The organism is Leifsonia sp. Y862 (assembly GCF_057669585.1).
Genome location: NZ_JBYHFR010000001.1, coordinates 1,010,688 through 1,034,921, shown reverse-complemented (window position 1 = coordinate 1,034,921; position 24,234 = coordinate 1,010,688). Strand labels below are relative to the sequence as shown.

Here is a 24,234-nt window from a genome sequence, read left to right as displayed (position 1 = left end):
CGCGGTGGGGCCTTCTGTGGTTGCGGCGATGATGCCCGGCGACTAGTTCGTGGCGGAGGAGTTTGACGCGTCATTCTGATGAATGACCATGCCGAACTCGTTCACTGGCTTGAACTCATCCGCGTCAACTCCCCGACGTGGCGGGGCCGGACAATTCAAGACGGTGTTGCTCAGTGAATGATCGATCGTGTGTTCGCTCATTGGCCGACCGCACACCGGACAATCTCTCAGATCGACCGTTTCATCTGCCGGATATTTGCCCACCGCTGGTGAGTCAAAGATGGGCAACAACTTGCCCTCGACCCACTCAAACAGGTGAGCGTATCTGTTGCCCCGCGGCGCATTCTCCTGGACCATGCCCCCACCCTACGCCGGGTGAGGCGCTTAGACATGAGGGATTCTCGGCCGGATTATTCTTCGCCGAACCCTGTTTCAACGAGGTCTGCGAGAGCGTCGACGGCCTCAGCGGCACCGGGACCTGAAGATGAGATTTCAGCCACGGCGCCCCTCGTCAGCCCAAGCGACATGATGCCGAGGAGGCTCTTGGCATCCTTGCCGTTCACCGTGACCGGCACAGGGAGAGTGCTGGCGAGCTTGACGAACTCGGCTGCTGGACGTGCGTGCAAACCGGCTTTGTTGCGCAGGGTGACTGACCGGGTGACCGTATCCGAAGCGTCAGGCACCGGCGCAGGACCCTGGGCTGGTGCACCGACTTCTGCCTCTGGAATGAATGCCGTCCCCGCAGAGTGCGCTGCCTCTGCGACCGCATCGAGGCTTCCGCCGATCTCTGCGGCGACGGCTGCGGCAACGCCACCTTCCACCAGAGGAGCGGAAACGATGCGCACACGTGCACGCACGTCGTCCTCCAGGAAATCGAGTGCGGTCTCCGCGGTGAGGATCGCGGAGCCGAGGTCGCACAGGATCACGACGCCGTCGCCGGCATCCGCCTCGCTGATGCCGGCCGACACCTTCTCAAAACTTGTTCCGATCCGGTCGTCATCGGTGCCGCCTGCTGCGTACAGGCTGACCTGTGGCGCCATCTGGCGAGCAAGCTCAACGAGCCCTTCAGCGATCTTCACACTGTGCGAGACGAAAACGACGCCAACGTGTTCTGACATACCGCTCACGCCTGCGCCTCTGCCGCAGTGTCTGCCGCAGCACGAAGCAACAAGGCCGTAGATTGGGCGCCAGGATCCCGGTGCCCGATGGCACGGTCGCCGAGATAGCTCGCGCGTCCCTTTCGTGCCACCAGGGGCTCCGTGGCCGCAGCGCCCGCCTCTGCCGCGTCTGCAGCAGCGGAGAGGACGCCGGCGGCATCCGCTCCCGCGGCCGCAGCGTGCTCAGCCGCGTCGACCGCGGGAGTCCAGGCGTCGATCATTGTCTTGTCGCCGATTTCTGCCTTGCCACGAAGCACGATGCCGTCGCGTGCGGCTGCGAGCAACGTGGCGATGGTCTGGCCATCGAGCTCAGGGGTGGCAACAGGGGCGGCTTTGAGATATGCCGTGCCGTATAGCGGCCCAGCGGCTCCGCCAACCGTGGAGATCAGAGTGGTTGCGACGAGTTTCAGGATGTCGCTCGGTGTGCGGTCGGCCGGCAGCGTATTCAGCTTCGGCACCACGGCCTGGAAGCCTCTGTCCATGTTCTCGCCATGGTCGCCATCCCCTATGTCACGATCCAGGGTGTTCAATGCGCTGCGATTGGTTGAGATGACCTCCGCGCTCCGGCGAAGCCATGCCTCAACCCAGGCGACATCCACGCTCATCCGTTTCCTCTACTTTCCCCACCGCAGGGCGATGGTCTGCACAGGGGCATCCCACAGTGCCGTCAGTTCTTCATCCAGCTTAAGCACCGTGATCGACGCTCCCTGCATTTCCAGGGAGGTCGTGTAGTTGCCGACGAGGGTTCTGGTGACCTTGATGCCCTTCGCAGCGAGAACCTCTGCTGCACGCCTGAACACGATGTAAAGCTCCACCAGCGGCGTACCGCCCATGCCATTCACGAACAACAGGACATTGTCGCCAGACACGAAGGGAACATCGTCAATGATCGGGCCGAGAATACGGTCGACAATGGCGTCTGCAGGCTCGAGCTTGATCCGCTCACGACCGGGTTCGCCATGGATGCCAATGCCAATCTCGATCTCATCGTCGGCGAGCACGAAACTTGGCTCCCCCGCGTGCGGCACAACGCACGGCGTCAGGGCCACCCCCAACGTCCGTACCTGCGAGTTCACTTTCTCCGCAACAGCCACGACGGCGTCCAGGTTGTCACCGCGTTCAGCAGCAGCACCCGCGATCTTCTCGACCAGGACAGTGCCTGCGACGCCTCTGCGGCCGGCCGTGTACAGCGAATCCTTGACTGCAACGTCGTCGTCGATGATGACCGAACGCACCTCGATGCCTTCAGCGGATGCCAGATCGGCCGCCGTCTCAAAGTTCAGCACATCCCCCGTGTAGTTCTTGACGATGTGCAGGACGCCCGCGCCGCCGTCAACCGCCTGTGTGGCGGCCAGGATGGGGTCGGGAGTCGGTGACGTGAATACCGGACCTGGCACAGCAGCATCCAGCATGCCGAAACCGACGAACCCACCGTGCAGCGGCTCATGCCCGCTGCCGCCTCCGCTGACAATGCCAACCTTGCCGGCGACAGGGGCATCTTTCCTCACGATGAAGATCGGGTCATGCGAGACCCTGACTACGTCACTGTGCGCCGCCTCGATGCCGGCGACCGCTTCGGCCACAACGTTCTTGGGGTCATTGATGAGCTTTTTCACGAGCGTCCCTTCGCCAGCCACCCAGGGCACCGTCATCGTCTTTGATGTCGGCTTCAACCCCACGTGTCGTTGCCCAACTTACGCGCTCCGGCGCCACGCAGTAAGTACCTGCAATACGCGCCCCGAAATTCCTCGCCGTAATTTACATTCCCTGAATTGCCCCACAGGGCTAAGGTTGTGCCAACCGCTCGTCGCCATGGGACACCTCCGGCGTTCCCCTGGCCTCATCTGAAAGGTCAACGTGGACAATTTAGGGGTCGTATTTCTTTCTGAGATCGTGGGCACGGCAATGTTGGTCCTGCTCGGCTGTGGTGTCGTAGCCAACGTCGCGCTGGCCAAGAACAAGGGCTTCAACGGCGGATTCCTAATGGTGAACATCGGCTGGGGCCTCGCGGTCTTCTGCGGTGTCATCGTGGCGTACAACTCAGGCGCCCACCTGAACCCGGCAGTGACATTGGGTTTGGTGGCCTCAGGAGCGACGGAGTTCGGTTTAGGAGTTCCGGTCAACTTCCTTTCCGTCATTGTGTACATCGCGGGTGAGATGATCGGTGCCTTCATCGGCGCCATCGTCGTCTGGCTCGCGTACAAGCAGCACTTTGACGCTGAGCCTGAACCGGCAAACAAGTTGGGCGTGTTCTCCACTGGTCCTGCCATCCGTTCATACGGCTGGAACCTGGCCACCGAGATCATCGGCACGTTCGTCCTGGTATTCGTCGTCATCGGCTTTGGTGGCGGACGACAGGGTGACGGGGGGCTGGCCGCTCTCGGCGCACTTCCGGTTGCACTGCTCGTGATCGTGATCGGTACGTCCCTCGGTGGACCAACCGGTTACGCCATCAACCCTGCTCGCGACCTTGGACCGCGTATCGCGCACTTCGTGCTGCCGATCAAGGGCAAGGGCGGTTCAGACTGGTCATACTCCTGGGTGCCGGTCGTAGGGCCGATCATCGGCGGTGTCCTCGCCGGCTGGGCCTCGCTCGTCCTGCTGCCGATCATCACGTAATTCCTGCACACGGGCCGGTTCACATCGTGAACCGGCCCGCTCAGTATGTGCGACGACACGTTTCAGACGACATTTTCAATGGAGAAAAACAATGAGTGACTACATTCTCGCAATCGATCAGGGCACGACCAGCAGCAGGGCCATCATCTTCGACAAGGCAGGGTCGATCATCTCAACCGGCCAGCTCGAGCACGAACAGATCTTCCCCCAGGCCGGCTGGGTCGAGCACGACCCCAAGGAAATCTGGAACAACATCCGTGAGGTCATTGGCCAAGCGCTGTCCAAGCCCAACCTGACCCGTCACGACATCGCAGCGGTCGGCATCACCAACCAGCGCGAGACCGCTGTTGTCTGGGACAAGACCACGGGAGAGCCCGTGTACAACGCCATCGTCTGGCAGGACACCCGCACGCAGCCCATCGTCGATCGCCTCGCAGCCGACGGCGGCGTTGAACGCTTCAAGCAGAAGGTCGGCCTTCCGCTGGCCACCTATTTCTCCGGCACCAAGATCGTGTGGATCCTGGAAAATGTTGAAGGCGCACGGGCCAAGGCAGAAGCGGGAGACCTGCTCTTCGGCACCACCGACAGCTGGGTGCTGTGGAACCTGACCGGCGGAGTGAACGGCGGCGTGCACGCCACGGACGTCACCAATGCGTCCCGAACCCTGTTCATGGACCTCGAGACCCTGCAGTGGGACGACGACATTCTCGCAGCGTTCAATGTGCCGAAGTCGATGCTTCCAGAGATCAAGTCCTCGTCGGAGGTGTACGGCATCGTCGAGGAGCACAGCCTGCTTCGGGAGGTGCCGATTGCCGGCATCCTGGGCGACCAGCAGGCAGCAACGTTCGGCCAGGCAGCGTTCGACAAGGGCGAGGCCAAGAACACATATGGCACGGGTAACTTCCTGATCTTCAACACCGGCGAAGAGATCGTGCACTCCAAGAACGGCCTGCTCACGACGCTCGGATACAAGCTCGGCGACGCCGCTCCGCACTACGCGCTCGAGGGAGCGATCGCCGTGACGGGCGCCCTCGTGCAGTGGTTGCGCGACAACCTCGGCATCATCAACTCGGCCTCCGACATCGAAGCGCTGGCCGCTTCGGTCGACGACAACGGTGGCGCGTACTTCGTCCCTGCATTCTCTGGCCTCTTCGCCCCGTACTGGCGCTCGGATGCCCGCGGCGCACTGGTGGGCCTCACCCGCTTCGTGAACAAGGGCCACATTGCCCGTGCAGTTCTCGAAGCGACGGCGTACCAGACCAGGGAAGTCATTGACGCCGTCAATGCAGACTCTGGTGTGCCATTGACCGAGATCAAGGTTGACGGTGGCATGATCGCCAACAACCTGCTGATGCAGTTCCAGGCCGATATTCTCGGTGTGCCCGTCGTTCGCCCCGTCGTTGCCGAAACCACGGCACTCGGCGCGGCATACGCTGCCGGGCTGGCCGTGGGCTTCTGGAGCGGGCTCGACGAGCTCAGGGCCAACTGGCAAGAAGACAGCCGTTGGACCCCGTCACTCCCCCAGGCTGAGAGCGACAGGTTGCTTCGCAACTGGAAGAAGGCCGTCACGAAGACCTTCGGCTGGGTCGACGAAGACGTCGTCTAAACCCGTCACGCTACCCAGGCATCACGCCTTGGTGGCATCAACCCACTGAGCCAACTTGGCCGTGGCCGCACCGGAGTCGATCGTCTCCGCGGCCACGGCCATCTTGCGTGCAAACCTGTCGATAATGGCCACCTGCGCCTGGGCGGGGTCCTGGGCCAGGTCATATGCCACCAAACCGGCCGCAGCATTCAGCAAGACGATGTCGCGCACCGGACCCTCTTCGCCAGCGAGCATCGCTCGGACAACAGCTGCATTGTGGGTGGCATCTCCCCCGACCAGATCGCTCATCCGTGCACGCTTGATGCCCAGATCCCTCGGTTCGATATCGTGCTCTGTCACAAGCCCACGGGAGACTTCCCATACGTGGCTGTGGCCGGTGGTCGTCAGCTCGTCGAGCCCATCGTCGCCACGGAACACCAGCGCTGTCGCTCCGCGAGTCTGAAAGACCCCGACGAACAGCGGGACACGGTCGAGACTGGCCACTCCAACGGCGGATGCCTCCGGCCGTGCTGGATTGCAGAGCGGGCCGAGGTAGTTGAACACAGTCGGCACCCCGAGATCTGCGCGCACACCGGCCGCGTGACGGAATCCGGGATGGAAAGCTGCGGCGTAGGCGAACGTGATTCCAGCCTGGTCGAGGATTGCCGCTACGCGCTCCGCCGACAAGGTCAAGTCAATGCCGAGGGCAGCCAGGACGTCGGATGACCCCGACGCGGAACTCGCCGCCCGGTTGCCGTGCTTGATCACAGGGACGCCCGCTGCCGCGCACACGATCGACGACATTGTCGACACGTTCACGGTGCCGAATCGGTCACCGCCGGTGCCGACGATATCGAGCGCCATGGAATTGACCTCAAGGGGAACAGCGTGCTCAAGAATGGCATCCCGGAAACCGACGATCTCATTGACGGTCTCCCCCTTGGCCTTCAGTGCAATAAGGAATGCCGCCAGCTGTGATGGCTTGGCGGCCCCAATCATCACCTGATCCATACACCACGCAGCGTCAGCGACGCTGAGATCCTCACCATCAAGGAGGGCATTCAGGATTTTGGGCCAAGTCTGCATTTCGAACATGATTCCGATCTTAAGTCAGAATGACCCAATCCCCCGACTTTACGGGCCGATCACGGGCTTTATTAGGCTGCCCTAACCGGCACTAATCCGGTGCGAGCATGCCAGATTGAGAAAAACCTGTGCGAATATCGGCCATAATGGAGGGGTGACGAGCACTTCAATTACTCCTATGGCAACTGCGCCCGTAGTGAACAGGCCCAACAGCGTGGCGGTGGGCACCATTGTCTGGCTAGGCAGTGAGGTTATGTTCTTCGCGGGTCTTTTCGCGATCTACTTCACTCTCCGGTCAACCTCCCCCGAATTGTGGGTCTCCCAGACAGAGAAACTCACGTTCCCCTTCGCATTGGGGAATACGTTGATCCTGGTGTTCTCCTCGGTGACATGCCAGTTCGGTGTGTTTGCCGCAGAGCGGATGCAGCCGCGTGCAACCGGTTGGAAACTGAGCCAGTGGGGCATGACCGAGTGGTTCTTCCTCACCTATGCGCTGGGGGCAATCTTCGTCTCCGGTCAGATCTTTGAGTACGCGACCCTCGTGTCAGAGGGCCTGTCGCTGTCAGCGAACGCATACGGATCAGCCTTCTACCTCACCACCGGGTTCCACGGTATTCACGTGATCGGCGGCTTGATCGCTTTCCTTCTAGTCATTGGCCGCGCATTCGCCGTCAAGAACTTCGGCCACAAAGAGGCAACCAGCGCCATCGTCGTGTCGTACTACTGGCACTTCGTCGATGTCGTTTGGATCGGGCTCTTCCTGGTCATTTACGTTCTCAAATAGAAATCAGGAGCGGACACCTCAGCATGCCCGAGAACACAACACCCAAGGTCCGTAAGGGCCGCAAGGCCGGTCGACGCAGCCCGTTGGCCAGCGTCGCACTCATTGCGATCGGCCTCCTCTTCACTGGTGGCGCGTACGTCGCTTTGAGCAGCAGCACAGCCTCTGCCGAAGCCGACGCGACGTCGCAGCAGACGATCGAGGAAGGCCAGAAGCTCTTCGCAGCCAACTGTGCGACATGCCACGGTATGAGTGCAGAAGGAACCGCGGAAGGCCCGACTCTTATTGGTGTCGGCGCCGCATCGGTCGACTTCCAGGTTGGCACCGGCCGTATGCCCCTCGAAATGCAGGGGCCGCAGGCATTGCAGAAGCCGGTGCAGTTCACCGAGGACCAGATCGCTGCCTTGTCGGCATACGTTGCCTCACTGGCACCTGGCCCTGGAATTCCTAGCGCCGATCTGCTCGACGCCGAGGGTGACGCGACCAACGGTGGAGAACTCTTCCGTATCAACTGCGCAATGTGCCACAACGTGGCCGGTGCAGGTGGAGCCCTTACCCAGGGTAAGTTCGCACCGCCGCTCACGGGAGTTCCCGCCAAGTACATCTACGAAGCCATGGTCACAGGACCGCAGAACATGCCGGTCTTCAACGACATGAACATCTCGCCAGAGAGCAAGCGCGACATCATCACGTACCTCAAGTACATCGAGAACAACCCGTCACCGGGTGGATTCGCACTTGGCTCGCTCGGACCGGTATCAGAGGGCCTGTTCCTCTGGATCTTCGGACTGGGCAGCATCGTGGCGTTGACCGTGTGGATCACGGCTAAGTCGAACTGACCGGCATCCGGTCACGAACAATAATTGAATCGACATTTGGTATGAAGGAGAACAATGGCCAAGGACGATAACGGCGGGAAGGATCTGACAGCTGCCGATTCGTCAGACGTTGTACACGTGGAGGAATCTGCGGGTATAGCTGTTGTCGCGCGGGATGGCCTGACCAATCCTGGTTTGCCCCCGCACCGTCCCCGCATCACTGACCTCAGCCCTAAGGCAGAGCGTCACGCAGAGCGAACGGTGTACACGCTCTTCTACCTGTCCATCGTGGGTAGCGTTTTCGCGATCGCCGCGTACATGGTCTTCCCGATCGTTCCTGAAGATCCGAGTTCAGTTCGCCTGAACACGCTCTTCATCGGTCTCGGACTGGCCCTGGCGCTGCTGGCTATCGGTATTGGCGCTGTGCACTGGGGCAAGGCCCTGATGGCAGACCACGAAGGTGTCGACCAGCGTCACCCCGTACGCGGTTCAGATGAGACGCGTGCCCGTGCTGTCGAGATCTTCGCCGAAGCAGGCGAGGAATCGGGACTTGGTCGCCGTACCCTCATCCGCAACAGCCTCATCGGCGCGCTCATTGCATTCCCGTTGCCGGCTGTCGTGCTCTTCCGTGGCCTCGGCCCGCAGGACGAAAACCCTGTCGAGCTGCTCAGCCACACCATGTGGAAGAAGGGCACTCGCCTCGCGATTGACCCGACCGGCCTTCCGATCAAGGCATCGGATGTCACGCTCGGTTCTGCTTTCCAGGTCATTCCAGAAGGTTTGAACGATCTCGAACACGGCAGGCTCGAAGCGAAGGCAAAAGCAGCAGTGCTGCTCGTACGCCTGAAGCCGGAAGACCTGCACGAGCTCCCTGAGCGCAAGGACTGGTCGTACAACGGCATCGTTGCTTACTCCAAGATCTGCACGCACGTTGGGTGCCCTGTGGCTCTGTACGAGCAGCAGACGCACAATCTGCTCTGCCCGTGCCACCAGTCGCAGTTCGACGTCACGAACCACTGTGAGGTCATCTTCGGACCGGCCGCGCGGCCACTGCCCCAACTACCTATCGCTGTTGACGCTGAGGGCTACCTCATCGCTCAGAGCGACTTCACCGAACCCGTCGGGCCGAGCTTCTGGGAGCGCCATTGAGTACGACAACCACCGAGATTGCACCGGCAGATACTCGCAAGTCCGGCGGCTTCACGGCTACCGCAGCGAACTATATTGACGAGCGCACGAGCATCTCAACCGCGGTCAAGGAGCTAGGTCGCAAGATCTTCCCTGACCACTGGTCGTTCCTCCTGGGTGAAGTAGCGCTGTACAGCTTCGTCATCATCCTGCTGTCCGGTTCATTCCTGACCTTCTTCTTCCAGGCATCCATGGCACCGGTCATCTACGACGGCTCGTACGTTCCCCTCAAGGGCGTCGAGATGTCTGTCGCCATGTCGTCGTCGCTCGATATCTCGTTCGACCTTCGCGGCGGTCTCCTCATGCGTCAGGTGCACCACTGGGCGGCTCTGCTGTTCGTGGCGTCCATCGGACTGCACATGCTGCGCATCTTCTTCACGGGTGCATTCCGCAAGCCGCGCGAGCTCAACTGGGTGATCGGCTTCGTCCTGTTCATCCTCGCGATGGCTGAGGGCTTCACCGGATACTCGCTCCCCGATGACCTGCTGTCCGGTAACGGCCTCCGAATCATCGACGGAATGGTCAAGGGCATCCCGCTGGTCGGCACCTGGATCTCGTTCCTCCTCTTCGGTGGAGAGTTCCCCGGCGAAGACATCGTCGGCCGCCTGTATTCGCTGCACATCCTGTTGCTGCCGGCGATCATCGTTGCGTTCATCGCCCTTCACCTCCTGTTCGTGGTTGTTCACAAGCACACGCAGTTCCCCGGTGCCGGCAAGACAAACCAAAACGTCGTCGGATTCCCGGTTCTCCCGGTCTACGCCGCCAAGGCTGGTGGATTCTTCTTCGTCGTGTTCGGTGTCGTGATGCTGATCGCATCGCTGTTCACCATCAACCCGATCTGGAACTATGGCCCGTACGACCCGTCACCGGTGTCTGCAGGTACCCAGCCAGACTGGTATATCGGTTTCGCCGATGGCGCTCTCCGATTGATTCCGCCGCACCTCGAGTTCGTGTGGCTCGCCCGCACCTGGTCGTTCAACATCCTGATTCCACTGATCGTGATCGGTATCTTCATCGTTACGGTGATGATCTACCCGTTCATCGAAGCCTGGATCACCGGCGACAAGCGTGAGCACCACCTGCTCGACCGTCCGCGCAACGCCCCGACCCGCACCGCCATCGGCGCTGCAGGCGTGACGTTCTACGCAGGCCTCTGGGCAGCTGCATCGTCCGACATCATCGCGACTCACTTCCACCTCACAATGGAAGGCGTGATCCATGCGCTGCAGGCGATTACCATCCTCGGACCGTTCGTTGCATACTTCATCGCCAAGCGCATGTGCCTGGCGCTGCAGAAGAAGGATCGTGAGATCGTTCTGCACGGCTTCGAATCCGGACGCATCGTTCGCCTCCCCGGTGGCGAGTTCATCGAGGTGCACCAGCCCGTCGATGAATACGAGCGCTGGAAGCTGGTCGACTACAAGGAATACGAGCCCCTGATGATCCGCCCCAACTCCAAGGGCAAGATCACCGGCGGTCAGCGTTTGCGCGCAGCATTGTCCCGCTGGTTCTTCGAAGACCGGATCGCTCCGGTCACCTCGAAGGAAATCGAACAGTCGCACGGAGACCACCACTAAGTCCGCACCGCGGACCTGATACACACAGATCGGGCATCGATGTCCCTCCACACATTGTCGGAGTGGCTTCGGTGCCCGATTTGTTTAACCCCGCTCGCGTCGCGTGAGCCGCTGGCGCTGTCCTGCACGAATGGCCACGCGTTCGACGTGAACAAGCGTGGCTTCGTCACGCTCCTGCGCTCCCATGGGCTGATCGGCGACAGCGCAGCCATGCTCGACGCACGGGACAGCTTTCTGGGCGCCGGCTGGTACCAGCCGCTTCGCGATGCCGTCAGCGAGCTGGCCGCCGCACAGGATCCCGCCACCGTCCTCGACATTGGCTGCGGCACCGGCTACTACCTGGGTGGCGTACTCGATCGGGCGCCCGCAGCACGCGCACTCGCCCTCGACCTCTCCCCCGCCGCTGTCGCTCGCACCGTGCGTTCGCGGGAGAACATCGACGGTCTGGTAGCCGACGTGTGGTCACCGCTGCCGATCCGCGATCACGCAGCCGATGTCATCCTTAATGTCTTCGCTCCGCGGAATGCAGCCGAATTCGCTCGCATACTGCGGCAGGACGGCTTGCTCATCGTCGCAATCCCCCAGGAGACGCACCTCCAGGAACTTCGCGATGCCGGCCTCGCCCTTGGCGTGCAGGAAGACAAGGCGAACCAGCTCATCGATGGCATGGCCGGCTACTTCACTCTTGACTCCCGAGTGGCCCTGTCCCAGACCCTCAGCCTGACCGATGCGGAGATCTCGGCACTCGTCGGCATGGGCCCATCCGCTCACCACCACTCAGGTGCGGTCGACGGCAGCGACGCAGATGCCGATCGTCGACAGGACGTGACTTCGGCATTCGAAGTACTGAGCTTCAGGCGTACAGGGAACGCACTCTAGAGCGCACTGATCCGCCTTCTGGTGCGCAGCATGATCGCCAGCAGGATCGGCAGTGCGATCAGCAACCCTGCTAGCCCGAAGTCCGTGACCGCAGTCACGACGGCGACGACCGCGAGAACCGCGACGAGCACAGCGTCTGACAGCCAGGCAGTGATGACGATGCTGGAGAGATCGCCAAGAGGACTGGGCACCGGAGCCATGACCTCAAGTGGAAGCGGCCCTTTGGCCGCGTCGCACAGGCGCACCGCGACGAGCACACTCGCGCAGGCAACAGCCGCGGCAAGACCGACCGCCGGCGCGCCGACAGCCACGGCCACGAGGGCACCGAGAGCGGCGCAGAGTGCGCCGGCCAGCACCGGAAGGGTCGTGTGCAGTGCGAACAGCGCGGTCGGCGACACGCCATACAACGTCGGAGCTGTTGCTGATTCCACACTGTGCCGGAAGCCATCCGACCACACCCCCAGTGCGAGAAACCCCACGACTGCCGCTGCCGCCGCCGGAATCCAGGCCACATCTGTGGATCCGGCCAGGGAGAATGCAACGAGGAAACCGCAACTCGCAGCGCCAAGGCACGCTGTCACAAAGCGGGCAGGCGTGCGCATCGCCCCGAACAGATCGCGCCGCAGAAAGACGAGGATGAGGGGTCCTGAACCGATTGCGGGCAGCCCCCTGCCCATGCGCGGGACCGGTCTGAACTCCCCCGCGGCCAGGCTGAGTTCCCCCGTGAATGCGAAGGTACCCGCTCTGTCCCAGCGCTGGGCCTGCCTGAGCAGCTGAGGTCCGCCCAGGCCGTCGAGCAGAACCGGCGCAACACAAGCCGTCGCGACGGCGCCCGCAACCAGTGCCAGCAACGCCGGCCACACGACATCCGTCTGGGCGGGGAAGACGGCTGCGAGCCAGGTCCATGGGAACACCGCCTGAATCGCCGGCAGCTGAGACGAGAGTGCTGTGGCCCCGACTAGTGCGAGAGCAAGGACAGCGCGGGACGTGTCAGCAAGTCGCTGCCCAACGAGCCAGAATCCACCGCATATGACTCCGGCGGACACGGCGCCGAGTGCGAAGGCGCCAGCGCTGGAGGGGGTCGCGGCGCCCGACGACGCCAGCACGAGCCCCGTCAGCAGCGAACCGGCAGCAGCCCCAAGCGAGAGAAGGAAGACTGACCTCATGGCGGGGTGCTGCAAGGTACGACTACGCGGCAGGTCGTTGCCCGCGAGAGCCATGCTCAGGAACGGGGTGAGGTGGACCGGCCCGCGGATACCACCGAGCACAACGAAGGCCGCGAGGAGAACACCCATCCCACTGGCTGCTCTCGCTGCACCCGACGCGACGAGGATGGTGAGGATCTGCGGCTGGGCCAGCCAGAGCAGAAGGGTGCGCAGGAGAGGAAGGCCGAGAACCGCGCACAGCATGACGGCAGCGTATGCCGCGTATGCACGATCGGGTGTGGACGCAGCTCCCCTGCGCGAGCTCAGCACTGAACGAACGTCGCGGAGTGTTTGTCGAGAGCTCACGCCGCGGCGCCAGCCAGCGCGATGGATCTCCCTGCCACGGCGTCTGTCAGCAACGGACTGTGCGTGGCGAAGACGATGGTGCGCCCGGTTGCCTGTTCTTCGACCAGCACTGCGATAACGGCCTGCAGCCGTTCAGGGTCGAGGCGCTGTTCAGGCTCGTCAAGCAGCAGCACGTCATAGGGGCGCACGGTCGCCAGGGCGAGAGCGAACAGCTGTGATTGGCCGGATGAGAGCTCGTGCGGGAATCTCTGGCGGAGTGGTTCAAGCTGCCACCGACGGAGATGCTGCTGCCCTCGTTGACCCGCCTCGTGTCGAGGGAGGCCCCAGGACGCAGCCACGAGCGTGAGGTGCTCCTCGAGCGTGAGGTCACGCGCGACCGGCGGCCTGCCTATGGCGGCGCTCACCGCGCGCCTGAATAGTGGAGACCGCTCGTTGGTCGAATTCCCCCCAATGCGCGCTGTTCCGAATGTCGGTCGCAGCTGACCAGCCAGAACCCGCAGCAGGGTCGTCTTCCCTGTGCCGTTCGCACCCGTCACGGCGAGGGACTCCCCCGCGCTCAAAGAAAAAGACGTGTGCCCCAGGAGTTCCGTTCCATCCATGGCCACGGACAGCTGCTCGACCTCGACAAGAATCCCCACCGCTCCAGTATCTACTGTCGATGCTCATCCTGCTCAGGATCCTCAGCCCGGTCCTTCCGGGAACGCAGTGCCTCCCATTGCGCCAGGCGCTCACCGATGCGTTGTTCGTACCCGTTGCTGCTGGGTTCATAGAACCGGTGCCGCTCCATGCCGTCTGGGAAGTAGTTCGCGCCGGAGAACCCGTCGGTCGTGTCGGGATCGTATTGATAGTCCTTGCCGTAGCCGAGGTTCTTCATCAGCTTGGTGGGGGCATTCAGGATGTGTAGCGGCGGGGGAAGCGAACCGGTCTCTTTCGCCGCACGGACGGCACGGTTGAAGCCTCGATAGACAGCGATGGATTTCGGAGCGGTCGCGAGATACACCACGGCCTGCGCGATCGCCAGCTCCCCCTCTGGGGACCCGAGCCGGTCGAACACGTCCCACGCAGTCACAGCTTGGTGGGTGGCTTCAGGGTCAGCGATGCCGATATCCTCGTTCGCGAACCGGACGAGGCGCCGTGCGATGTAGAGCGGGTCCTCGCCGCCGTCCAGCATGCGGGCGAGCCAGTACAGCGCGGCGTCGGGGTCGGAGCCGCGCATGGCTTTGTGGAGGGCGGAGATCAGGTTGTAGTGCGATTCCTGCGTCTTGTCATACAGGGGCGCCCGTTTTTGGACGACCGCGGCAAGCCCGGCAGCATCGAGTTGTGTGCCGGTATCGGGGAGGGTGAGGAGTTGCTCGGTCATGTTCAGCAGGTAACGGCCGTCACCGTCGGCCATCGCGAGCAGCGCCTGCCGTGCTCCCGCGTCGACCGGCAGGCTGTGGCCGATGAGGTGTTCGGCCCGAGCGATGAGAGTATCCAAGGCGTGCTCGTCGAGGCGTTTCAGCACGAACACCTGGCAGCGCGACAGGAGCGCACCGTTGAGTTCGAAGCTGGGGTTCTCCGTGGTTGCGCCAACCAGGGTGATCGTGCCGTCTTCGACATAGGGCAGGAAGCTGTCTTGCTGGGCGCGGTTGAAGCGGTGGATCTCATCAACGAACAGCAAGGTGCCCTGCCCAATCTCGCGGCGCTTTGCCGCCACAGAGAACACGCGGCGCAGGTCCGCGACACCGGAGAAGGTGGCGGAGAGCGGTTCGAAGACGAGATTGGTGCGCTCGGCGAGCAGCCGGGCGATCGTGGTCTTCCCCGATCCGGGGGGCCCCCACAAGATGATTGACACCAGCCGATGCGCTGCGACCATGCGCCCGAGCGGGCCGTCCGAGCTAAGCAGGTGGTCCTGTCCGACCACATCCTCGAGCGTGGTCGGACGGAGTCTGTCGGCGAGGGGCCGGGAGGCATCATCGACCTCGAACAGTGACGGTGGCTCAGCTGCCATGCGACGACACCTGCTTCCTTCTCATTCGTGTCCCGGCTACGTATGGTCTTCAGTGGTGGGGCATGTGGGCTACAACGAGCTCGTAGGAGTTCGTGACCAGATCCTCCACCAGGTCATCCGTGATGCTGTCCCCTGCACCGATGGAGATCCAGTGCCGCTTGTCCAGGTACCGGCCAGGGGTGATCGTCTCGAATGACCGCACCAACGCTTTACCATGGTCCGGTTCGGCCTTAACGGTGATGATTTGCTCTGCCGGGTCCTCAGTGACAATCAGGAACACCTTCCCGCCCACCTTGTACACATCCAGCGCTGGCGTGAAAGGGTGCCCATGCGTCACGTCGGGAAGTGCGGACGCGACCTCCCGGGCAACGTTCTGCAGTTGCGTACCGGTGATCGTCATTACTCGTGCCGCCCGAAGGTGTTCGCATCCACTGGCTGCTTGGCCTTCGGGAGGTTCTCGACGACGAGGAGGTAGGACTCTGTGACCAGTTCGTCAACCAAGCCAGAGTCGATCGTGCCACCAGGAGACAGAGTGATCCAGTGCTGCTTGTTCATGTGATACCCCGGAGTGATGTCCTCGTGCGCGGTTCGCAGCGCCTGGCCATCGGAGGGGGAAGCTTTGAGGATCACGATCTTCTCCCCCGTGATCTCGGTGAGCAGCATAAACACCTTCCCGCGGACCTTGTACACCTCCCACTCCTCACCGAACGGATGCTCCAACCCTGCGCCAGGTAACTCCTCCGTACGGGCTGCAGCCCGCGCCTGCAGAGCGTCGCCATCCATGAATGGGTCTCCCTCACAATAGGCAGCCTGTGTACGGTCTCCACCCTACCTACCCTGCGAGTTCGAAGCCGACACCCTCAACGCGCTATGCCGGACGATACTGAAACCATGACCGAAACAATGCACGCGATCGTGCTGACAGCACCCGGCGGGATCGACCAGCTCGTCGTCACCGAGGTCCCCAAACCTGAGGTGAGACCAGGGTGGGTGCGCATCCGGGTGAAAGCGTTCGGGGTGAACGAGTCCGAAGTAACCAGCCGCAAGGGTGAATCCGACCCGGACTTCACCTTCCCCCGCATCCTGGGGATCGAAGGCGTCGGCATCATCGACGCCGTTCCCGAAGGCAGCGCGCTGAAGTCAGGCCAACAGGTCGCGACGATGATGGGCGGCATGGGCCGCTCCTTCGACGGTAGCTACGCCGAATACACCCTCGTACCCGAATCCCAGATCATCCCCTTCACGTCCGACCTGCCCTGGGAAACCCTCGGCGCCCTCCCGGAGATGTATCAAACCGCCTACGGATCCCTCACCACCGGCCTGAACCTCCAGCCCGGCCAGACCCTCCTCATCCGCGGTGGGACGTCAACGGTTGGACTGTCGGCGGCGACCCTCGCCCACCACCTCGGAGCGACCGTCATCTCCACGACCCGCAACCCCGACCGCATCAAACTGCTTGCCAGCAACGGCGTCACTCACGCGATCGTCGACACCGGGACCATCGTCGACACCGTCCGCGGCCTCGCGCCGGACGGTGTCGACGCCGCACTCGAACTCGTTGGCACCGTCACCCTCGGCGACACCATACGGACAGTCCGCCGAGGCGGAACCGCGTGTTTCACCGGGGCCCTCGGCGGACAATGGACCATTCAGGACTTCTCTCCGTTCGGGTTCATCCCCTCAGGGGTACGTCTGACCACCTACGGCGGAGGCGCCTCCGACCTGCCAGCCAAGGAATTCGCCAAACAACTTGCTGCGATCAAGGACGGACAACTCACTGTCCCCGTCGGGGGTGTCTACCACGGCCTCGACCAAGCCGGGAAAGCCCAGGCCGACCTCGAAGCCGGCGGCACCCCAGGAAAACACGTCGTCGTACTCGACTAACCTCACCGCTTCAGTGTGGACTTAACGCATACAGCGCCCTCCCGGAGGAGAGCGCTGTATGTGACGTGCGTGGATGAGTGCTTAGCGGGCGAAGAGACCGCGGTAGTACTCGTATACCCAGCCGACGAGGCTGATTACGCCGATGCCGACTGCGATGAAGCAGATCCAGAAGCCAACGGCGAGGCCCAGGAAGAGCAACGCAGCGCTGGCGGCGAGCATGATCGGCCACCAGCTCCACGGGCTGTAGAAGCCAAGCTCAGGGTCGCCGTCGTCGATGTTGGCATCGAGACGGTCCTCTGGAAGCTCCCCACCCTGTGCCGTGTGTACACGGCCCAGGTAGAAGGCGATGAAGCTTGCGAGGATCGTCGAGAGTCCGAGGGCGAACGTTCCGGCCCACTCAATGTGGCCGAACAGTGGGTCCAGGAGGCTCCACACGACGTAGACAACTGTCGAGAGACCGAAGAACGCGGCCAGGATCCACAGGAGGTTGACGTTTACTTTCATTTTTACTTGACCTTCTCGGAAGCCGCGTCGTACGTAGGAGCGTCGGGTGCGTCCTTCGCCGGGCCGATGCCAACGGGGATTTCGACCTCGGGGTGATTGAGGTCAAACGCGGGCCGTTCTGAACGAATGCGCGGGATGGACGTGAAGTTGTGGCGCGGCGGCGGGCAGGAGGTCGCCCACTCGAGTGATCCGCCGTAACCCCACGGGTCGTTGACGGTGACCTTCGGAGCCTTGCGAGCCGTGATGTACACGTTCAGCAGGAACGGGATCATCGAGACCGCGAGGATCATCGAGCCGACAGTCGACAGCTGGTTCATCCAGGTGAATCCGTCATCGGGCGAGTACGTGGCGTATCGACGCGGCATGCCGACGACTCCGAGCCAGTGCTGCACGAGGAACGTGGTGTGGAAGCCGATGAAGAGAAGCCAGAAGTGCCACTTGCCGAGGCGCTCGTTGAGCATCTTGCCCGTCCACTTCGGCCACCAGAAGTAGAAGCCACTGAACATGGCGAATACAACAGTTCCGAAGACGACGTAGTGGAAGTGCGCAACAACGAAGTACGTGTCAGACACGTGGAAGTCGAGCGGCGGTGAAGCCAGGATGACACCGGTCAGACCACCGAACGTGAAGGTGATGAGGAAGCCGATGGCCCAGAGCATGGGTGTTTCGAAGGTCAGCGACCCTCGCCACATCGTGCCGATCCAGTTGAAGATCTTCACACCCGTTGGCACTGCGATGAGCATTGTCATCAGGGAGAAGAACGGCAAGAGCACGGAACCCGTCACGTACATGTGGTGAGCCCACACGGTCACCGACAGTGCGGCGATGGCGATGGTTGCGTAGATGAGTGTCTTGTAACCGAAGATCGGCTTGCGACTGAATACCGGGAACACTTCAGAGACGATGCCGAAGAACGGCAGGGCGATGATGTAAACCTCTGGGTGACCGAAGAACCAGAACAAGTGCTGCCATAGGATGGCGCCACCGTTTGCCGGGTCGTAGATGTGCATGTCGAAGATGCGGTCGCCAGCGGCAGCCAGGAGGGCAGCAGCCAGAACCGGGAACGCCATCAGGATCAGCAGCGAGGTGACAAGCGCGTTCCACGTGAAGATCGGCATGCGGAACATCGTCATACCAGGGGCACGCATCGTGATGATGGTCGTGATGAAGTTCACACCACCGAGGATGGTACCGAAGCCCGACAGGCCTAGCCCCACCATCCACAAGTTCCCGCCAACGCCGGGTGAGAACGTCGTGCTGGCAAGCGGTTGATAGGCGAACCACCCGAAGGATGCTGCACCCTGCGGGGTGAGGAATCCGGCGACGGCGATCAAGCTACCGAAGAAGAACAACCAGAAGGAGAAAGCGTTCAGACGCGGGAAGGCAACGTCTGGTGCACCGATCTGGAGCGGCATCAGGGCATTCGCGAATCCGAAGAACAGCGGGGTTGCGAACATGAGCAGCATGATTGTGCCGTGCATGGTGAAGAGCTGGTTGTACTGCTCTTTCGTCGCGACGACCTGAAGGCCCGGTTCGAAGAGCTGGGCGCGGATGACCAGGGCCATCACGCCACCGATGCAGAAGTAGATGAAGGACGTGATCAGGTACATGTACCCGATGACCTTGTGGTCGGTGGATGTGATCCACCGAACCAGGATGTTGCCCTTTTTCTCAGCACCTGGGCTGATGACGGGGGGCGCGGTGCGCACCGACGCCGGCGTTGTAAGTGTCGTGCTCATGGGTTAGTTACCCTCCTCCTGCGCCACCGGAGCGCTGGTGCCCGGAAGATTTTGGTTGCGGTCGTACTCGGTACCGAGCTGACCCTCGTTGCCCGCTGCGCGGAGCCCGTCGGTGTATGCCAGATAATCAGCCTCTGACACGACCTTCACCTTGAACAGCATGAGGGAGTGGTATTCGCCACACAGCTCGGCGCACTTTCCGTCGTAGGTGCCGATTCGTTCCGGGATAACAGACATGTAGTTGACCTTGCCGGGAATCATGTCCTTCTTGTAGAGGAAGTCGATGACCCAGAAGGAGTGAATGACGTCGCGGGACTGAAGAGCGATCTCGATCTTCTTGCCGACGGGCAGAACCAGCGTGGGGAGCTCGGATTCGATGATCGAACCAGGAGCGGCGTCAGGGTCGTCCTGGGCCTGGATACCGGCCGAGTAGACATCTTCATTGACGTAGTTGAAGTCCCACGCCCACTGCTTGCCCAAAACCTGGATCTTGACTTCTGGCTGATCGAAGCGAGCCTCGATGGCCTGCTGGTCCCTGGCCGTGAAGGCGAAGAATCCGAGCACGAGGATGAGCGGCACGATCGTGTAGAAGATCTCGATCGGCATGTTGTATCGCAGCTGTACCGGCAGGCCGGTCTGGCCCTTGCGGCGTCGGTAGACGACGACGGCCCACAGTGTGAGGCCCCAGGTGATGACACCCACAATGAGGAGCACGATCCAGGAGGTGGTCCACAAGCCGGAGACGCGCTCTGTGTGGTTTGTAACCGCAGGCTGCCCCTCCTCGAATCCGGGGAGGAACCCGTTGAGCTGGGCTTGTGTACACCCCGCGAGAGCAATGGTTAACGACGCTGCGATTGGAATTGCAGCCCATCGAAGACGGCGGTAATTGCGCACCGGTGACCTTTCGGGAGACTCGTGGTCACTTCTCAGGAAGTGAATTGATCGTTTCCCAGCCTACTCCGAGAGCGGCCGTCACATGTGCACTCCCGGTGCCGCGTCACCGTAAAAATCAAGGAATTGCTGGATTTTTTTGCCGAAAATAGGGCTGGGAGACCATCGATTCGATGATCTCCCAGCCCTGAAACAGCTTTATCGACTAGTGGAAGGAATCTCCACAGGCACAGCTTCCGCCGGCATTCGGGTTGTCAATCGTGAAACCCTGCTTTTCGATGGTGTCTTCGAAGTCAATCGACGCGCCGTCAAGGTAAGGAACGCTCATCTTGTCGACGATCACCTCAACGCCATCGAAGTCGACAACAGCGTCGCCGTCGAGCGTTCGCTCGTCGAAGTACAGCTGGTAAATCAAGCCAGAGCATCCGCCGGGCTGGACGGCAACACGCAAGCGCAGGTCTTCGCGGCCTTCCTGCGCAAGCAGGCTGCGCACCTTGGCTGCGGCCGCATCGCTGATGCCGACACGGTGAGCGGCGGTCTCTGCAGGTGCAGTGCTTTCGGTGATGGTGTCAGTCATGGTGCTCCTTGAGACGTTGTACAGCGCGAAATCTATTGAGGATTCTATAGCGGCCAACCGGGAACGAGCAGTGAACATTCCCAGTTGGCCATGCCGGGTGACCTAACCGGCTGAGCGTTCATTGAGCCTGGCCAGCAACAGCGCTTCGCTCAGCACGGCGCGCTTGAACACGCCGAGGTGCAGCGATTCGTTGGGGCTGTGCGCCCGTGAATCAGGATCTTCTACGCCGGTGACCAGGATCTGGGCCTCTGGAAAGACGCGTGCAAGGTCTGCGATGAACGGAATGGATCCGCCGACGCCGATATCGACAGGTTCGACGCCCCAGGCATCCCGCATCGCCGTGCGCGTCTCTGCCACGGCCCAGCCGCTGGTGTCAACGAGGAAGGCCTCCCCTGTGTCGACGTCATCGATCTCGAGGTGGGCGCCGAAGGGGGCGTTGGCACGGAGGTGCGCCTCGAGTGCCGCGTATGCCTCAGCTGCCGGCTGCCCAGGGGCGATCCTGGCGCTGAGTCGCACGCTGATGGAGGGTGAGAGCGTATTGGAGGCGTTTGCGACGCTGGGCGCGTCGATACCGGTCACGGTGATCGCCGGCTGTGCCCAGATGCGGCTGAGAATCGATCCGTTGCCGATCGGCGACACCCCATCCAACAGGCCGGTTTCGAGTCTGAGCTGTTCGGCCGAGTACTCGGGAGTGTCCTGCGGGTGACTGGTGAGACCGGCGACGGCCACCGATCCGTCATCCGCATACAGGGTCGCGAGCAGCTTGATCGTCGCGAGCATGGCATCCGGTACCGCTCCCCCGAACATTCCGGAGTGCGATGCGTGAGACAGCGTGCGGACAGTCAGGCGGAACGTCACATTGCCGCGCAGGCCGATGGTGAGCGCGGGAGTGTCGATATCCCAGTTGTTGGAGTCAGCAACCACGATCGCGTCTGCGCGCAGGGCATCTTCGTTCTGTTCGAGGAATGTGGCGAACGAGCGGCTGCCGAACTCCTCCTCACCCTCGATGAAGAGGGCAAGGCCGAGGTCGAAGTCGGGTCCGACAGCCTCGACGAGCGCGCGGATGGAGGCGATGTGCGCCATCACGCCGGCCTTGTCGTCAGCGGCGCCACGGCCGTAGAGGCGGTCGCCGCGCACGGTGGGCTCGAACGGGTTGGATTCCCATTCCTCATCTCGCCCAGGAGGCTGCACATCGTGGTGGGCGTAGAGCAGGATCGTCGGCTTTCCGTTTCTGGCGGCCCGCGTCGCGAGCACTGCCGGCTGGCCCAGCTCATCCGTCCCAGGGATACCGGCCTGCTTGACCTCAACGCTGTCGAAAACACCGAGGTCACGCGCGAGTGCCGCGACGGCATCCGCGCTTGCGGCGACATGGCTGGGATCGAACGCGGCCCACGCCACCGACGGAATACGCACAAGTGCGCTCAAATCGGCGATGGTACTGGGCAGTCCCTGCTCGACTGCGAGGCGAACGTCGGCCTCAACTTTCGCGTTTGCTGGAGATGTGTGTTGGCTATCCGTCATGCAGGTAATCTTAAGGCAACTAAATTCAAGGACATGATGTGGCAAAGCAACCTCTGACCCCCGACGCGGAACCATCGATCGAAACCGCTGAGGAGACCGCAGCGCGGCTCGCAGCGACAACGACCGGCAAGGGCGCCCCGACCCCCACTCGCAAGCAGCAGGAGGCCGCGCGGAAGCGTCCCCTGGTGCCAGACGATCGCAAGCTGGCTGCGAAGCAGGCGCGCGTGCAGTCTGCCGACGCCCGCGAGCGTGCGCGCCTCGGCATGGCAGCCGGCGACGACAAGTACCTCCCGCAGCGTGAGCGCGGCCCGCAGAAGCGGTTCGTGCGCGACTACGTCGACGCGCGCTTCAACGTCGGCGAGTTCATGATCCCGGTGATGTTCCTCGTGATCATCCTCACCTTCTTCCCCAACCCCGCTGTGCAGACATACGGGATCCTGGCGCTCTGGGCTTTCTTCCTGATTGCCGTTGTCGACTGCGTGATCCTCGGCTTCACGTTGAAGCGCAAGGTCGCGGCCAAGTTCGGCGCCGACAAGGCTGAGCGTGTGCGCTGGTATGCGGCGATGCGCGCCCTGCAGCTGCGCGTCATGCGGCTTCCGAAGCCCCAGGTCAAGCGCGGGCAGTACCCCAGCTAGACCTGAACAGACGACGAAAGGCCCCGGCATTGCCGGGGCCTTTCGCGTTTCAGCGGATGGCGCTCAGATCAGGCCAGGTGGAATGCGCCCGCCCTGACCAGGGGAATTCTGGTTTCGTCTTCGGTCAGTGAACCGTGCTGGCCGACCATCTTCCTGGCTGACTGGTTCGGCTCGCGGGAGTCGTAGTACGCGACCAGCTTTCGCGCCGCGACGATGACATCTCCGATTCGGGGCGCGACCTCTGCATCGACCTCGCCGAAGTAGCCGGCTGCGATCGCCTCGTCGCGCGTCATGACCCAGGCACGTTCACCTTCGAGAGCGCGCCAGGCCTCAGCCAGCGAGTCCGCGGTGACGTCTGTGTTCGCGTCGAGGTACAGGTGGAGGCACCGTGGGTCTCCCCCGATGTGCCTGACGCCCTCCACGAGCTCTGGCACGGTGTCGAACAGGATGTGGCGCTCTGCCGGCACGTCAATGATTCCGTGGTCAGCCGTGACGATCAGTCCTTCGTCGGCGCGGAGCGTCGCCGCGAACCGTGCAAGCTCTGAATCCAGCACTTCAAGCTCTGTCAACCACTTGGCCGATTCCCAGCCATTCGCGTGGGCGGCGATGTCGAGTTCAGCCACATACAGGTAGACCAGCGCACGCGGTTCCTCATCAAGGATGCGCTTCGCGGCCGCGAAGCGATCCGCTATCCGCTCAGCTGACACGTACGTCGCGCCACGCAATACCGCCTGGGTGAAGCCCGACGCGTCGTAGCGTGCTGGGCCGACGGTGAAACTGGGGATACCAACATCCGCTGCCTGCTCGAATACGGTGCGCACGCGCTGCCAGGTCGCCGGATCCATGTCGGCGTCCCAGCCGGTCAGCTGGTTCACGACTCGGTCATGGGCCTCGTCGCGCACGCGGTAGCCGACCAGGCCGTGCTGGCCTGGCGCAACACCTGTTGTCAACGTGGCGATGCCGGCCGCCGTTGTCGCGGGGAACACCCCATCGATCACGCTGCGCTTGCCCAGCCTGCTGGCCAGGAACCTGGCATGGCCCGCACGGCTCTTGATGGCGCTGGCGCCGAGACCGTCGACCAAGACGACCACGGCTTTGGCCGCTGGCGGGAGGCCAAGCACGTTCGGTGTGCCCTGGAGGGCGTGCAGGCAACTTGGGAGAACATCGGCAAGGCGAATCGTGCTGAATTGGCGGGCCGGTAGCATAAGGGACATCGGGGTAAGTCTTTCACAGTCCCTCACACCCGCCATGAACCACTCGTGCCCAGACGCACGTCCTAAGCAGAATTCACG

General features: G+C 62.4%; 25 protein-coding genes. 9 read left to right on the top strand and 16 right to left on the bottom strand.

Going from position 1 to position 24,234, the window contains the following annotated elements:
• Positions 1 to 42 precede the first annotated feature (42 nt).
• Genes AC25Z0_RS04800 through dhaK form a run of 4 tightly spaced genes read right to left on the bottom strand, consistent with a single transcriptional unit; the run spans position 43 to position 2,773 of the window.
• The gene (locus AC25Z0_RS04800; RefSeq protein ID WP_488119064.1) at positions 43 to 357 is read right to left on the bottom strand and encodes a hypothetical protein; all 315 of its coding nucleotides are present in this window, start codon (positions 355 to 357) and stop codon (positions 43 to 45) included.
• Positions 358 to 410: 53 nt separating this feature from the next.
• Positions 411 to 1,118, bottom strand: coding sequence for a dihydroxyacetone kinase phosphoryl donor subunit DhaM (gene dhaM / locus AC25Z0_RS04795; RefSeq protein ID WP_488119063.1), 708 nt, complete (start codon positions 1,116 to 1,118; stop codon positions 411 to 413).
• Between the two features lie 5 nt (positions 1,119 to 1,123).
• A complete protein-coding gene (gene dhaL / locus AC25Z0_RS04790; RefSeq protein ID WP_488119062.1) occupies positions 1,124 to 1,762 on the bottom strand; it encodes a dihydroxyacetone kinase subunit DhaL in 639 nt (212 codons plus the stop codon).
• Between the two features lie 9 nt (positions 1,763 to 1,771).
• Positions 1,772 to 2,773 (bottom strand): dihydroxyacetone kinase subunit DhaK, encoded by a 1,002-nt coding sequence (dhaK, locus tag AC25Z0_RS04785; protein ID WP_488119519.1) that lies wholly within the window; start codon positions 2,771 to 2,773, stop codon positions 1,772 to 1,774.
• Positions 2,774 to 3,062: 289 nt separating this feature from the next.
• Between dhaK and AC25Z0_RS04780 the strand changes: the two genes are divergently transcribed.
• Positions 3,063 to 3,776: an MIP/aquaporin family protein gene (locus tag AC25Z0_RS04780; protein WP_488119061.1), complete on the top strand. Its 714-nt coding sequence runs from the start codon at positions 3,063 to 3,065 to the stop codon at positions 3,774 to 3,776.
• A 91-nt stretch (positions 3,777 to 3,867) separates the two neighbouring features.
• Positions 3,868 to 5,382 (top strand): glycerol kinase GlpK, encoded by a 1,515-nt coding sequence (gene glpK / locus AC25Z0_RS04775; RefSeq protein WP_488119060.1) that lies wholly within the window; start codon positions 3,868 to 3,870, stop codon positions 5,380 to 5,382.
• Between the two features lie 21 nt (positions 5,383 to 5,403).
• On the opposite strand, the gene trpD is transcribed toward glpK, so the two are convergent.
• Complete coding sequence (gene trpD / locus AC25Z0_RS04770; protein WP_488119059.1) at positions 5,404 to 6,456, bottom strand: anthranilate phosphoribosyltransferase; 1,053 nt, start codon at positions 6,454 to 6,456, stop codon at positions 5,404 to 5,406.
• A 169-nt stretch (positions 6,457 to 6,625) separates the two neighbouring features.
• On the opposite strand from trpD, the gene ctaE reads away from it, so the two are divergent.
• From ctaE to AC25Z0_RS04745, 5 genes are read left to right on the top strand one after another with little or no spacing between them, the layout of a single operon-like run.
• Positions 6,626 to 7,231 carry an aa3-type cytochrome oxidase subunit III gene (gene ctaE / locus AC25Z0_RS04765; protein ID WP_488119058.1) on the top strand — a complete coding sequence of 202 codons (606 nt, stop codon included), beginning with the start codon at positions 6,626 to 6,628 and terminating at the stop codon, positions 7,229 to 7,231.
• Between the two features lie 23 nt (positions 7,232 to 7,254).
• The gene (gene qcrC / locus AC25Z0_RS04760; RefSeq protein WP_488119057.1) at positions 7,255 to 8,067 is read left to right on the top strand and encodes a cytochrome bc1 complex diheme cytochrome c subunit; all 813 of its coding nucleotides are present in this window, start codon (positions 7,255 to 7,257) and stop codon (positions 8,065 to 8,067) included.
• 54 nt (positions 8,068 to 8,121) lie between these two features.
• Entirely contained in the window at positions 8,122 to 9,195 is a 1,074-nt protein-coding gene (qcrA, locus tag AC25Z0_RS04755) for a cytochrome bc1 complex Rieske iron-sulfur subunit (RefSeq protein ID WP_488119056.1), read from the top strand.
• Positions 9,192 to 10,811: a cytochrome bc1 complex cytochrome b subunit gene (gene qcrB, locus AC25Z0_RS04750; protein ID WP_488119055.1), complete on the top strand. Its 1,620-nt coding sequence runs from the start codon at positions 9,192 to 9,194 to the stop codon at positions 10,809 to 10,811. The genes qcrA and qcrB overlap by 4 nt, the downstream gene beginning before the upstream one ends.
• A gap of 39 nt (positions 10,812 to 10,850) precedes the next feature.
• A complete protein-coding gene (locus AC25Z0_RS04745) occupies positions 10,851 to 11,690 on the top strand; it encodes a methyltransferase domain-containing protein (RefSeq protein WP_488119054.1) in 840 nt (279 codons plus the stop codon).
• Here AC25Z0_RS04745 and AC25Z0_RS04740 read toward each other — a convergent pair.
• From AC25Z0_RS04740 to AC25Z0_RS04720, 5 genes are read right to left on the bottom strand one after another with little or no spacing between them, the layout of a single operon-like run.
• Complete coding sequence (locus AC25Z0_RS04740; protein ID WP_488119053.1) at positions 11,687 to 13,201, bottom strand: hypothetical protein; 1,515 nt, start codon at positions 13,199 to 13,201, stop codon at positions 11,687 to 11,689. The two genes, AC25Z0_RS04745 and AC25Z0_RS04740, sit on opposite strands and share 4 nt — an antisense overlap.
• Positions 13,198 to 13,839 carry an ABC transporter ATP-binding protein gene (locus AC25Z0_RS04735; protein WP_488132484.1) on the bottom strand — a complete coding sequence of 214 codons (642 nt, stop codon included), beginning with the start codon at positions 13,837 to 13,839 and terminating at the stop codon, positions 13,198 to 13,200. Before AC25Z0_RS04735 ends, AC25Z0_RS04740 begins: the two co-directional genes overlap by 4 nt.
• 11 nt (positions 13,840 to 13,850) lie before the next feature.
• Entirely contained in the window at positions 13,851 to 15,191 is a 1,341-nt protein-coding gene (locus AC25Z0_RS04730) for a replication-associated recombination protein A (RefSeq protein ID WP_488132483.1), read from the bottom strand.
• A 49-nt stretch (positions 15,192 to 15,240) separates the two neighbouring features.
• Positions 15,241 to 15,591, bottom strand: coding sequence for an MmcQ/YjbR family DNA-binding protein (locus AC25Z0_RS04725; RefSeq protein ID WP_488119050.1), 351 nt, complete (start codon positions 15,589 to 15,591; stop codon positions 15,241 to 15,243).
• Positions 15,591 to 15,974, bottom strand: a complete 384-nt coding sequence (locus tag AC25Z0_RS04720; RefSeq protein ID WP_488132482.1) for an MmcQ/YjbR family DNA-binding protein — start codon at positions 15,972 to 15,974, stop codon at positions 15,591 to 15,593. The genes AC25Z0_RS04725 and AC25Z0_RS04720 overlap by 1 nt, the downstream gene beginning before the upstream one ends.
• Positions 15,975 to 16,082: 108 nt before the next feature.
• On the opposite strand from AC25Z0_RS04720, the gene AC25Z0_RS04715 reads away from it, so the two are divergent.
• Complete coding sequence (locus AC25Z0_RS04715) at positions 16,083 to 17,075, top strand: zinc-binding dehydrogenase (RefSeq protein WP_488119048.1); 993 nt, start codon at positions 16,083 to 16,085, stop codon at positions 17,073 to 17,075.
• 81 nt (positions 17,076 to 17,156) lie between these two features.
• Here the strand turns inward: AC25Z0_RS04715 and AC25Z0_RS04710 are convergent, their stop codons facing one another.
• The 5 genes from AC25Z0_RS04710 to AC25Z0_RS04690 form a co-directional block, all read right to left on the bottom strand.
• The gene (locus tag AC25Z0_RS04710) at positions 17,157 to 17,579 is read right to left on the bottom strand and encodes a cytochrome c oxidase subunit 4 (RefSeq protein WP_488119047.1); all 423 of its coding nucleotides are present in this window, start codon (positions 17,577 to 17,579) and stop codon (positions 17,157 to 17,159) included.
• Between the two features lie 2 nt (positions 17,580 to 17,581).
• Positions 17,582 to 19,318, bottom strand: a complete 1,737-nt coding sequence (gene ctaD / locus AC25Z0_RS04705) for an aa3-type cytochrome oxidase subunit I (protein ID WP_488119046.1) — start codon at positions 19,316 to 19,318, stop codon at positions 17,582 to 17,584.
• 3 nt (positions 19,319 to 19,321) lie between these two features.
• Positions 19,322 to 20,212, bottom strand: a complete 891-nt coding sequence (ctaC, locus tag AC25Z0_RS04700) for an aa3-type cytochrome oxidase subunit II (RefSeq protein ID WP_488119045.1) — start codon at positions 20,210 to 20,212, stop codon at positions 19,322 to 19,324.
• Positions 20,213 to 20,414: 202 nt separating this feature from the next.
• The gene (gene erpA, locus AC25Z0_RS04695; protein ID WP_488119044.1) at positions 20,415 to 20,786 is read right to left on the bottom strand and encodes an iron-sulfur cluster insertion protein ErpA; all 372 of its coding nucleotides are present in this window, start codon (positions 20,784 to 20,786) and stop codon (positions 20,415 to 20,417) included.
• A gap of 102 nt (positions 20,787 to 20,888) precedes the next feature.
• On the bottom strand, positions 20,889 to 22,307 hold the full coding sequence (locus tag AC25Z0_RS04690) for a M20/M25/M40 family metallo-hydrolase (RefSeq protein WP_488119043.1): 1,419 nt from the start codon (positions 22,305 to 22,307) through the stop codon (positions 20,889 to 20,891).
• Between the two features lie 38 nt (positions 22,308 to 22,345).
• Between AC25Z0_RS04690 and AC25Z0_RS04685 the strand changes: the two genes are divergently transcribed.
• Complete coding sequence (locus AC25Z0_RS04685; RefSeq protein WP_488119042.1) at positions 22,346 to 22,942, top strand: DUF3043 domain-containing protein; 597 nt, start codon at positions 22,346 to 22,348, stop codon at positions 22,940 to 22,942.
• A 68-nt stretch (positions 22,943 to 23,010) separates the two neighbouring features.
• Here AC25Z0_RS04685 and AC25Z0_RS04680 read toward each other — a convergent pair whose 3' ends face one another.
• Entirely contained in the window at positions 23,011 to 24,156 is a 1,146-nt protein-coding gene (locus AC25Z0_RS04680; RefSeq protein WP_488119041.1) for an alkaline phosphatase family protein, read from the bottom strand.
• Between the last annotated feature and the right edge of the window lie 78 nt (positions 24,157 to 24,234).

Bases quoted from the DNA above. Each gene is read 5' to 3' on its own strand.
- AC25Z0_RS04800 (WP_488119064.1), bottom strand. From the start codon at position 357: ATGGTCCAGGAGAATGCGCCGCGGGGCAACAGATACGCTCACCTGTTT.
- dhaM (WP_488119063.1), bottom strand. From the start codon at position 1,118: ATGTCAGAACACGTTGGCGTCGTTTTCGTCTCGCACAGTGTGAAGATC.
- dhaL (WP_488119062.1), bottom strand. From the start codon at position 1,762: ATGAGCGTGGATGTCGCCTGGGTTGAGGCATGGCTTCGCCGGAGCGCG.
- AC25Z0_RS04780 (WP_488119061.1), top strand. From the start codon at position 3,063: ATGTTGGTCCTGCTCGGCTGTGGTGTCGTAGCCAACGTCGCGCTGGCC.
- glpK (WP_488119060.1), top strand. From the start codon at position 3,868: ATGAGTGACTACATTCTCGCAATCGATCAGGGCACGACCAGCAGCAGG.
- trpD (WP_488119059.1), bottom strand. From the start codon at position 6,456: ATGTTCGAAATGCAGACTTGGCCCAAAATCCTGAATGCCCTCCTTGAT.
- ctaE (WP_488119058.1), top strand. From the start codon at position 6,626: ATGGCAACTGCGCCCGTAGTGAACAGGCCCAACAGCGTGGCGGTGGGC.
- qcrC (WP_488119057.1), top strand. From the start codon at position 7,255: ATGCCCGAGAACACAACACCCAAGGTCCGTAAGGGCCGCAAGGCCGGT.
- qcrA (WP_488119056.1), top strand. From the start codon at position 8,122: ATGGCCAAGGACGATAACGGCGGGAAGGATCTGACAGCTGCCGATTCG.
- AC25Z0_RS04745 (WP_488119054.1), top strand. From the start codon at position 10,851: ATGTCCCTCCACACATTGTCGGAGTGGCTTCGGTGCCCGATTTGTTTA.
- AC25Z0_RS04730 (WP_488132483.1), bottom strand. From the start codon at position 15,191: ATGGCAGCTGAGCCACCGTCACTGTTCGAGGTCGATGATGCCTCCCGG.
- AC25Z0_RS04725 (WP_488119050.1), bottom strand. From the start codon at position 15,591: ATGACGATCACCGGTACGCAACTGCAGAACGTTGCCCGGGAGGTCGCG.
- AC25Z0_RS04720 (WP_488132482.1), bottom strand. From the start codon at position 15,974: ATGGATGGCGACGCTCTGCAGGCGCGGGCTGCAGCCCGTACGGAGGAG.
- AC25Z0_RS04715 (WP_488119048.1), top strand. From the start codon at position 16,083: ATGACCGAAACAATGCACGCGATCGTGCTGACAGCACCCGGCGGGATC.
- AC25Z0_RS04710 (WP_488119047.1), bottom strand. From the start codon at position 17,579: ATGAAAGTAAACGTCAACCTCCTGTGGATCCTGGCCGCGTTCTTCGGT.
- ctaD (WP_488119046.1), bottom strand. From the start codon at position 19,318: ATGAGCACGACACTTACAACGCCGGCGTCGGTGCGCACCGCGCCCCCC.
- erpA (WP_488119044.1), bottom strand. From the start codon at position 20,786: ATGACTGACACCATCACCGAAAGCACTGCACCTGCAGAGACCGCCGCT.
- AC25Z0_RS04690 (WP_488119043.1), bottom strand. From the start codon at position 22,307: ATGACGGATAGCCAACACACATCTCCAGCAAACGCGAAAGTTGAGGCC.
- AC25Z0_RS04680 (WP_488119041.1), bottom strand. From the start codon at position 24,156: ATGTCCCTTATGCTACCGGCCCGCCAATTCAGCACGATTCGCCTTGCC.